This is a genomic window from Lysobacter sp. N42, assembly GCF_004344885.1.
In genome coordinates this window covers 1-8385 of record NZ_SKFB01000071.1, presented here as the reverse complement: position 1 = coordinate 8385, position 8385 = coordinate 1, and the positions used below count along the sequence as shown (strand labels likewise).

Annotated in this window: 7 protein-coding genes and 1 pseudogene; all 8 read left to right on the top strand. The window is 70.7% G+C overall.

Translation table 11 applies throughout. The features are described from left to right. Positions 1–454 (top strand): flagellar biosynthetic protein FliO (fliO, locus tag EYQ95_RS25270; RefSeq protein WP_370451345.1); only part of this gene is annotated, 454 nt, incomplete at its 5' end. Then, positions 451–1296: a flagellar type III secretion system pore protein FliP gene (fliP, locus tag EYQ95_RS25265; RefSeq protein WP_243700077.1), complete on the top strand. Its 846-nt coding sequence runs from the start codon at positions 451–453 to the stop codon at positions 1294–1296. The genes fliO and fliP, both read left to right, overlap by 4 nt. A 1-nt stretch (position 1297) precedes the next feature. Further along, positions 1298–1567, top strand: coding sequence for a flagellar biosynthetic protein FliQ (locus tag EYQ95_RS25260; RefSeq protein WP_132331819.1), 270 nt, complete (start codon positions 1298–1300; stop codon positions 1565–1567). 67 nt (positions 1568–1634) lie between these two features. Beyond that, positions 1635–2018 (top strand): hypothetical protein, encoded by a 384-nt coding sequence (locus tag EYQ95_RS25255; RefSeq protein WP_132331817.1) that lies wholly within the window; start codon positions 1635–1637, stop codon positions 2016–2018. A 69-nt stretch (positions 2019–2087) separates the two neighbouring features. After that, positions 2088–2876 (top strand): flagellar biosynthetic protein FliR, encoded by a 789-nt coding sequence (gene fliR, locus EYQ95_RS25250; RefSeq protein WP_132331815.1) that lies wholly within the window; start codon positions 2088–2090, stop codon positions 2874–2876. 18 nt (positions 2877–2894) lie between these two features. Next, positions 2895–4046 carry a flagellar biosynthesis protein FlhB gene (flhB, locus tag EYQ95_RS25245; RefSeq protein WP_132331813.1) on the top strand — a complete coding sequence of 384 codons (1152 nt, stop codon included), beginning with the start codon at positions 2895–2897 and terminating at the stop codon, positions 4044–4046. After that, positions 4043–6103, top strand: coding sequence for a flagellar biosynthesis protein FlhA (gene flhA / locus EYQ95_RS25240; protein ID WP_243700076.1), 2061 nt, complete (start codon positions 4043–4045; stop codon positions 6101–6103). Before flhB ends, flhA begins: the two co-directional genes overlap by 4 nt. Before the next feature lie 1994 nt (positions 6104–8097). Continuing rightward, a pseudogene (locus tag EYQ95_RS26955) lies at positions 8098–8385 on the top strand (flagellar biosynthesis protein FlhF); the annotation flags it as partial.

The window sequence follows — 8385 nt, the reverse complement described above, 5'->3', positions numbered from 1 at the left end:
CGCGCCCGCCGGCGCCGCGGCACCCTCGCAGGCCGCGCGGTCCGCCGGCGTGACCTTTCCCGTGCGCCCGGCCACCACGACCACCACGACCCAGGCCGCGCCCGCGGTCGGCCACGCGTCCGCCGCGGACGCGGGCAGCATCGGTGGCGCGCTGTTCTCGCTGGTGCTGGTCGTCGGCCTGATCCTCGCGCTGGGCTGGCTGGCCAAGCGCATGCCGGGCCTGCAGCGGGGCGCGGGCAATTCGAATCTCAAGGTGGTGGCGAGCGTGGCGCTGGGCCCGCGCGAGCGCGCGGTGGTCGTCGACGTGGGCGGCACGCAGCTGCTGCTGGGCGTGGGCCAGGGTGGCGTGCGCAGGCTGCACACGCTGGACGCGCCCCTTCCGGTCGCCGCGGCACCCGCCACCCCGTCTCCCTTCGCGCAGATCCTCGCGCAGCATTTCGGTCGAAAGCCATGAGCGGGACGCTCGAACGCCTGATGCGCGCGGCCTGCGCGCTGCTCCTCGTCCTCGGCCTGGCCTGGAGCCTGCTGTCCAATACCGCCGATGCGCAGCAGCTGCCCGCGCAGGCGCAGGCGGCAACGGCGGTGCCGGCCGCGGCACCCGCCGCCGTCGCACCTGCGCGGCAGCTGCCCGCCGTCAACGTCGGTCAGATCGGCCAGCAGCCGGTGAGCATGCCGCTGCAGGTGCTGCTGCTGATGACCGGCATCACGCTGCTGCCGGCGGCGCTGATGGGCATCACCGCGTTCACCCGCATCATCATCGTGCTGGGGCTGCTGCGGCAGGCGCTGGGCACCGGCCAGACGCCCAGCAACCAGGTGCTGCTGGCGCTCGCGCTGTTCATGACCTTCATGGTGATGACGCCGGTGTTCGACCAGGCTTGGGCCGTGGGCATCGGCCCGTATCTGGACGGGACCATGGAATTCCGCCAGGCCTGGAGCGCGGCACTCGAGCCCTTCCGCGGCTTCATGCTGGCGCAGGTGCGCGAGACCGACCTCATGACGTTCGCGGGCCTGTCGAACTCCGGCCCCTACGCCACGCCGCAGGACGTGCCCTTCAGCGTGCTCGCCGCGAGCTTCCTCACCAGCGAGCTCAAGACCGCCTTCGAGATCGCGTTCCTGATCTACATCCCCTTCGTGATCATCGACCTCGTGGTGGCGAGCGTGCTGATGTCGATGGGCATGATGATGATGTCGCCGATGATCGTGTCGGCCCCCTTCAAGATCCTGCTGTTCATCCTCGTGGACGGCTGGGTGCTGGTGGTGGGCTCGCTCGCCGCCAGCTTCAATCCGGTGACCTGACATGACCCCCGAAGTCGCGATGACCGAAATCACCCGCGGGCTGCAGATGGCGCTCGTACTCGGCGCGCCGCCGCTGCTGGCGGTGCTGGGCGTGGGCGTGGTGGTGGGCGTGGTCCAGGCGGCCACGCAGATCAACGAACAGACCATCGGCTTCGTGGTGAAGGCGATGGCGCTGGTGGCCACGATCGGATTGCTCGGTCACTTCCTGCTCGGGCGGCTGGTCGCGTTCACGCAGGAGTTGTATCAGCGGATTCCGCATCTGATCGGATAGCACCGCCGTTGCGGCGGCTTTCAGGCCCTGCGCGGAAGACTTGGCGCCTCTCCCCGGACGACCGCGCATGAAACTCCCCGTCGCCGTGCTCGCCCTGCTGCCGCTTGCCGGCAGCGCCGCCGGCTTCGACGCGCGCATGGCCCAGGCGCGTGCCGCGATCGCCACGCGCGAGGGCTACGCCTACGACCTGGCGCTGGTCCCGGCCATCCATGCCGCGATGGTCAAGTGCGTTCCACCCGGACGTGCGGCAGCGCGCCGCGCGGATGCGTTCACGCTGGTGGCCTCGGTCGATCCCGCCGGCCAGGTCGGCAACGTGCAGGTGCGGCCGGTCACGCCGCTCTCCCTGTGCTTCGGGCGCGAACTCGATGCGATGAAGCTGCAACCTCCTCCGCGTCGCCCGCGCGGCGCCGGGCCGCATCCGATCCTCGTCCAGGTGCACGACACGTTCTAGCCGACGCCCGCGCGACAGCATGCAGCCGACCGCCAGCCCGGCGGTACGTGCCTTGCATCCCCGCGGCCGATGGATCCCGTCACCCTCACCTCCGCCAGCGGGCTCGACCTGTTCGACATGCTCGGCCGCGTGCTCTGGACCGCGCTGCGCATCGGCGCGGCGATCCAGGTGCTGCCGATGCTGGGCGCACGCGGGGTGCCGATGCGCTCGCGCCTGGTGTTCACCATCGCCCTGGCGGCGGCGCTGTCGGGGCTGCTGCCGGAGCCGCCGAAAGCCGGCGTCGACGCCGCCACCGCGCTGGCCGTGCTGCGGGAGTTCTCCGTGGGCATCGCCATCGGCCTGATGCTGCGGCTGGCCTTCGAGGCCGGGCAGCTGGCCGGCGAACTGGTCAGCCAGGGCATGGGCCTGTCCTTCGCCACGCTCGCCGACCCCAGCGGCGGCGGGTCGGCCACGGTGCTGGCGCAGTGGTTCTACCTGTCCTTCGGGCTGATCTTCTTCAGCATCGACGGCCACCTGGCGCTGGTCCAGCTGCTGTTCGACAGCTACGCCGCCATGCCGGTCGGCACGCCCTTCCGCGACCTGCCGGAGTTCCTGTCGGCCATTCCGCTGTTTTTCGCCACCGTGATGAAGGCCGGGCTGCTGCTGGCGCTGCCGGTGATGATGGCCCTGCTGGCGGTGAACGTGGCTGTCGGCGTGCTGTCGAGGGCGGCCGCGCAGCTGAGCCCGATGTCGCTGGGCTTCCCCGTGGCCATCCTGCTGGGAATGCTGCTGCTGATGGTGCTGGCAAGGGAATTGCAGGGGCCTGTCCAGCGACTGTTTGGAGACGCTTTCCAGGCAGCCCGCGCCCTCACCGGTTGACGGAACAAGACCACGCCGATGGCCAGCGAAGACCAGGAAGACAAGACCGAACTTCCATCGGAAAAACGGTTGCGCGAGGCGCGCGAGAAGGGCGACAGCCCGCGCTCGCGCGAACTGGCCAACGTGGCGGTGCTTGGCTGCGCCACCCTGGCGCTGGCCGTGTCCGGCCCGCAGCTCGGCGCGGCCGCGCAGGGCTGGCTGGCCGGCGCGCTGCAGTTCGAGCCCGCGCTGCTCGGCCAGCCGGACCGTTTCCCCGTGCATGCGGCCCGGCTGCTCGGTGGCCTCGTGCTGCCCGTGCTGCCGCTGCTGGCGGCCGCGCTGCTGGGCTGTTTCCTCGCGCCGGCGGCCATGGGCTCGCTGCGCTTCTCCGGCCAGGCGCTCAAGGCCGACCTCACCCGCCTCAACCCGCTCAAGGGTTTTGCCCGCATGTACGGCAGGGAATCCTTCGCCGAACTGCTGCGCTCGCTGCTGCGCCTGCTGCTCATCGGCGGCATTGCCGCGCTGGTGCTGCGCGGGGGGCTGGACCGCTTCCTCGCCATGCCGGGGCAGGATCTCGAAGTGGCGGTGTCCAGTGGCATCGACGCGGTCTTCGGCGTGTTCTACGCCGTGGTCGGCGCGCTGGCCGTGCTGGCCCTGATCGACGTGCCCTACCAGCGCTGGGCCTGGCGCAACAGGCTCAAGATGACCAAGCAGGCGCTGCGCGACGAAGCCAAGGAGGCGGAGGGCAATCCGGAGATCAAGGCGCGCGTGCGCCAGGTGGCCCGGCAGATCGCCAACCAGCGGATGATGGATGCGGTGCCGACGGCCGACGTCATCGTCACCAACCCCACGCACTACGCGGTCGCGCTGAAGTACGAGGCCGGGAAGATGCGCGCGCCGAAAGTGGTCGCCAAGGGCGTGGACGAGCTCGCGCTTCGCATCCGCGAGATCGGCGAGGCCAACCGGGTCATGCGCGTGGAGGCGCCGCCGCTGGCGCGCGCGCTCTACCGCCAGTGCAAGGTCGACCAGGAGATCCCGGCGCAGCTCTACGCCGCGGTGGCGCAGGTGCTGACCTACCTCTACCAGATCCGCCGCTGGAAACCGGCCGACGGCCCGATGCCGCAGCTGGTGCAGGTGGACGTGGGCGCCGCGGGCGCGCCTGATGCCGCGAACGACGGAGGCGCCGCATGAGCCGCGCCGCCGGGGTGATGCAGTCGCTCAAGGGCGGCGCCGGCGCGCCGCTGGTGGTGCTGGGCATGCTGGCGATGGTGACGGTGCCGCTGTCGCCGCTGGTGCTGGATGCCTTCTTCACCATCAACATCGCGCTGTCGCTGGTGGTGCTGCTGGCGGTGGTCTACGTCAAGCGCCCGCTGGAGTTCTCGATCTTCCCCAGTGTGCTGTTGATGGTCACGCTGCTGCGGCTGGCGCTGAACGTCGCATCCACCCGCGTGGTGCTGCTGCATGGCCACCAGGGCTCGGCCGCGGCCGGGCACGTGATCGAATCCTTCGGCAACTTCGTGATCGGCGGCAGCTATGCCGTGGGCATCGTGGTGTTCGCCATCCTCACCATCATCAACTTCGTGGTGGTGACCAAGGGCGCCGGGCGCATCTCGGAAGTGAGCGCGCGCTTCATCCTCGACGCGCTGCCCGGCAAGCAGATGGCCATCGACGCCGACCTCAACGCGGGCCTGCTCTCGCGCGAGGAAGCCAAGGCGCGCCGCGAGGAAGTGCGCGAGGAAGCCGACTTCTACGGCTCCATGGACGGCGCCAGCAAGTTCATCCGCGGCGACGCCATCGCCGGCATCCTGATCCTCGTCATCAACCTGATCGGCGGCATGCTGATCGGCATGATGCAGCACGGCCTGCCGTTCGCGCAGGCGGCGGAAACCTATTCGCTGCTCGCCATCGGCGACGGACTGGTCGCGCAGCTGCCGGCGCTGCTGGTGTCGACCGCGGTGGCGATGCTGGTCACGCGCGCCACCACCGAGCAGGAGATGGGCGAGGCGGTGAACCGGCAGGTCTTCGGCCACCACCGCGCGCTCACCGTGTCGGCGGTGCTGCTGGGCATCATCGGCCTGGTGCCGGGGATGCCGAACATCCCGTTCCTCATCTCCGCCGCCGTGCTGGGCTACGCGGCCTGGCGCATGCAGAAGAAGGCGAAAGAGGAGGCCGAGAAGCCCGCGCCCGACCCGTCCATCGCCCCGCCGCCGTCGCCCAATGCCGAGCTGAGCTGGGACGAGGTGCGCCCCACCGAGCCGCTGGCGCTGGAAGTCGGCTATCGCCTCATTCCGCTGGTGGACAAGGCGCAGGGCGGCGAGCTGCTGGCGCGGCTGAAGGGCGTGCGCCGCAAGCTCACGCAGGACATGGGCTTCCTGATTCCCGCCGTGCACGTGCGCGACAACCTCGAGCTCGCGCCCGGCCATTACCGCATCCTCGTGCATGGGGTGCCGGTGGCGATGGGCGAGTTGCAGCCCGACCGCGAGATGGCGCTCGATCCCGGCCGCGTGTTCGGCCAGCTCGAAGGCATCCCTACGCGCGATCCGGCCTTCGGGCTGGACGCGGTGTGGATCGTGCCGGGCCAGCGCGCGCATGCCGAGTCGCTGGGCTATACGGTGGTCGACCCGGCCACGGTGGTCGCCACCCACCTCTCGCACGTGGTGCGCGAGAAGGCCTCCGAGCTGCTGGGCCACGACGAGGTGCAGCAGCTGCTCGCCAACGTCGGCAAGGCGTCGCCGAAGCTCGTCGAGGAACTGACGCCCAAGCTGCTGCCGCTCTCGACCATCGTGCGCGTGCTGCAGGCGCTGCTGGCCGAGAAGGTGCCGCTGCGGCAGATGCGCCAGATCGTGGAGGCCCTGCTGGAGCACGGTGCGATCACCCAGGACCCGGCCCAGCTGGTGGCGGCGGTGCGGACCGCGCTGGGCCGCTTCATCGTGCAGGAGCTCAACGGGCTCAACGAGGAACTGCCGGTCTTCACACTCGCGCCCGCGCTCGAGCGCGTGCTGCAGGATTCTGTATCCGGGCAGAGCGCGGCCATGGAGCCCGGCCTGGCCGAGCGCCTGCACCAGAACCTGTCCGAATGCGTGACGCGGCAGGAGAGCAAGGGCGAGCCGGCGGTCCTGCTGGTGCCGACCTCCATCCGCTCGTCGATCGCGCGGCTGGTGCGGCACTCGGTGCCGCAGCTGGCGGTGCTGGCGTACGGCGAGGTGCCGGAGGACAAGCGGCTGCGGCTGGTGGGGTCGATCGGGTGAGGGCGAGCGCCTGCGGGCGATCGGCTCGGGCGCGGCGGAACGCCAGACGCGATGCGGATGGGCGGGAGGGGCTCACTTGTGATGGGAGTCGCCCGACTTGGGCGCGGTAGTGGCGCGTGGCTCTGCCGTACACCCGACGTGCTGCGGTGGGCCGGGCACGTCGTGGGGATGCCGCCTCACTCCGGGGTGGAGGGCCCGAACGCCCGCTGCGCAATGGCAAGCCGGACACGTCGCGGTGACGCCGCATCGTTTCGGCGTCGAGTGCCCGACCGCCAGCTGTTCTTCCGCTGGCTGACGCTACTCCACTGTCCGTAGTTCCCGTGAAGGCGGGAGCCCAGCGGCCCCCGCCTTCCGCACGCTGTTTTCCTCCCCCTTGTGCCGTTACACCCGCGGATGCGGGCATCCATGGACGTCGCTTTCGGCTTCGTCCCGGGCAAGGCCGCAGCCGAGCGTTTCGCGCGCTGCGAAGCAGGCGATAGTGCCCGGCGCGGCCACTCCACGCCGGTCGTCCCCGCGAAGGCGGCGACCCGGTGACTTGCGCTCTTTCGTTCCCGTCGTGCCCGCGAACGCAGGCATCCGTGGACGTTGCGTTCGCTCTTGCCGTTGTGCCCGACAGGGCAGCATCGAAAACATCTCGTACGCCGCTCACTCCACGCCGTCGTCCCCGCGAAGGCGGGGACCCAGTGACTTGCGCCCTTTCGTTCCCGTCATGCCCGCGAATGCGGGCATCCATGGACGTTGCATTCGCTCCTGCCGTTGTGCCCGACAGGGCAGCAGCGAAAAAGATCTCGTGCGCCGCTCACCGCAAGCCGTCGTCCCCGCGAAGGCGGGGACCCAGTGACTTGTCCTTCCTCAGGTCCGTCAAGCCTGCGGATGCGGGCATCCATGGTCGTTGCGTTCGCTCCTGCCGTTGTGCCCAACAGGGCAGCAACGAAAACATCTCGTGCGCCGCTCACTCCAAGCCGTCGTCCCCGCGAAGGCGGGGACCCAGTGGCTTGTCCTTCCTCAGGTCCGTCATGCCCGCGAACGCGGGCATCCATGGACGTTGCCCTCGCTGTTGCCGTTGTTCCCAACAGAAGCAACAGCCAAAGCGTTTCGTGCGCTGTCGCGCCCGAGGCCCTTTTCTTTGCTGGCCCAAAGAAAAGGACCCAAAAGAAAGGGCCTCCCCCGACGGATCTACAGCCCGCGACCGGACGCCACGCCGGGATCGGCACACTCGGCATCCTGCCTCGAGTGCCGACGGCGCGCGTCCTGCGCGCCGCCCCTTCGGGGTCTCACGATTGCTCGTCGCGGCCGGTGATTCGCGAATCAAGAGCGCCGCCGCTCTGGAAGCAGGCTGGCTCTGGCCCTGGCCTTCGTCTTGGCCCTGGCACTCACCCCGTCCCGGTCCTAGCCCTCACCGCCCACTTGGCTACGGCGTCCGTCCGCGACGGTTTGCCGATCGCACCGAACACGCTGGTCCGAAGATCAGACCCGACATAAAGGACGTGCCGGTGGATCGACAGCCCCCAACGGACTTGGTGCTGCTGAAGCTCCCTTCCACATACCCCGACGCACTGCCAAGCCGTAGACGCGCACCGTCGCGCGAACCTGTCGATTCGCAGGCACGCGTCGACCACTGAATACGAACACGTACCCCCCATGGGTGCCGCCCTGCCGGGGTCCCACGGTTGGAGTGGCGGCGGCGAGCCGTGAAGCCGTTTGCGCGACAGCCTCGGAGGCCTCGCCGCCCCCGCGCCCTGCCCTCCACCGCACCAGCGGCGACTCCGGCCCGTACCTCCGCCCCGACCGCCGGCGCCAGCCGCCTGGCGCCCCACCGGGGCCACCCGCGGCGCCCGGCCGCCGCGATCCACCAGCGCAGCCCCGCCCCGCCCGCCACGGCGCCCGCCCGACGTCGCGATCCCGTCACCGCCTCTGGCACGCCGGTTGCACAGGTGGGGCATGACCCGCTCCGCCCGCCTGCCCGCCGCCACCGCCCGCCCCGAGGCCGTCGCATGAGAATCAAGCGCTTCATCGCCCCCGACATGCGCACCGCGCTGAAGCTGGTGCGCGAGGAGCACGGCCCCGATGCCGTGATCCTCTCCAATCGCGCCGTGCACGGCGGCATCGAGGTGGTGGCGGCCACCGATTACGACGAGGCGCTGGTGCAGCAGGCGCTGCGCAATGCCGCCGAGCCCGCCAAGCCCGCCGCGCCCGCCGCGCCCGCCTCCGCCGACGTCGCCGCGCCGGCGCCGGCCGCCGAGCCGCGGGCGGTGGTGGTGCCGGCGCGCGAGCCGCGCGCG

What these genes read in the sequence shown, in the direction of transcription:
- fliP (WP_243700077.1), top strand. Translation starts at nt 451, where the DNA reads ATGAGCGGGACGCTCGAACGCCTGATGCGCGCGGCCTGCGCGCTGCTC.
- EYQ95_RS25260 (WP_132331819.1), top strand. Translation starts at nt 1,298, where the DNA reads ATGACCCCCGAAGTCGCGATGACCGAAATCACCCGCGGGCTGCAGATG.
- flhA (WP_243700076.1), top strand. Translation starts at nt 4,043, where the DNA reads ATGAGCCGCGCCGCCGGGGTGATGCAGTCGCTCAAGGGCGGCGCCGGC.
- EYQ95_RS25255 (WP_132331817.1), top strand. Translation starts at nt 1,635, where the DNA reads ATGAAACTCCCCGTCGCCGTGCTCGCCCTGCTGCCGCTTGCCGGCAGC.
- flhB (WP_132331813.1), top strand. Translation starts at nt 2,895, where the DNA reads ATGGCCAGCGAAGACCAGGAAGACAAGACCGAACTTCCATCGGAAAAA.
- fliR (WP_132331815.1), top strand. Translation starts at nt 2,088, where the DNA reads ATGGATCCCGTCACCCTCACCTCCGCCAGCGGGCTCGACCTGTTCGAC.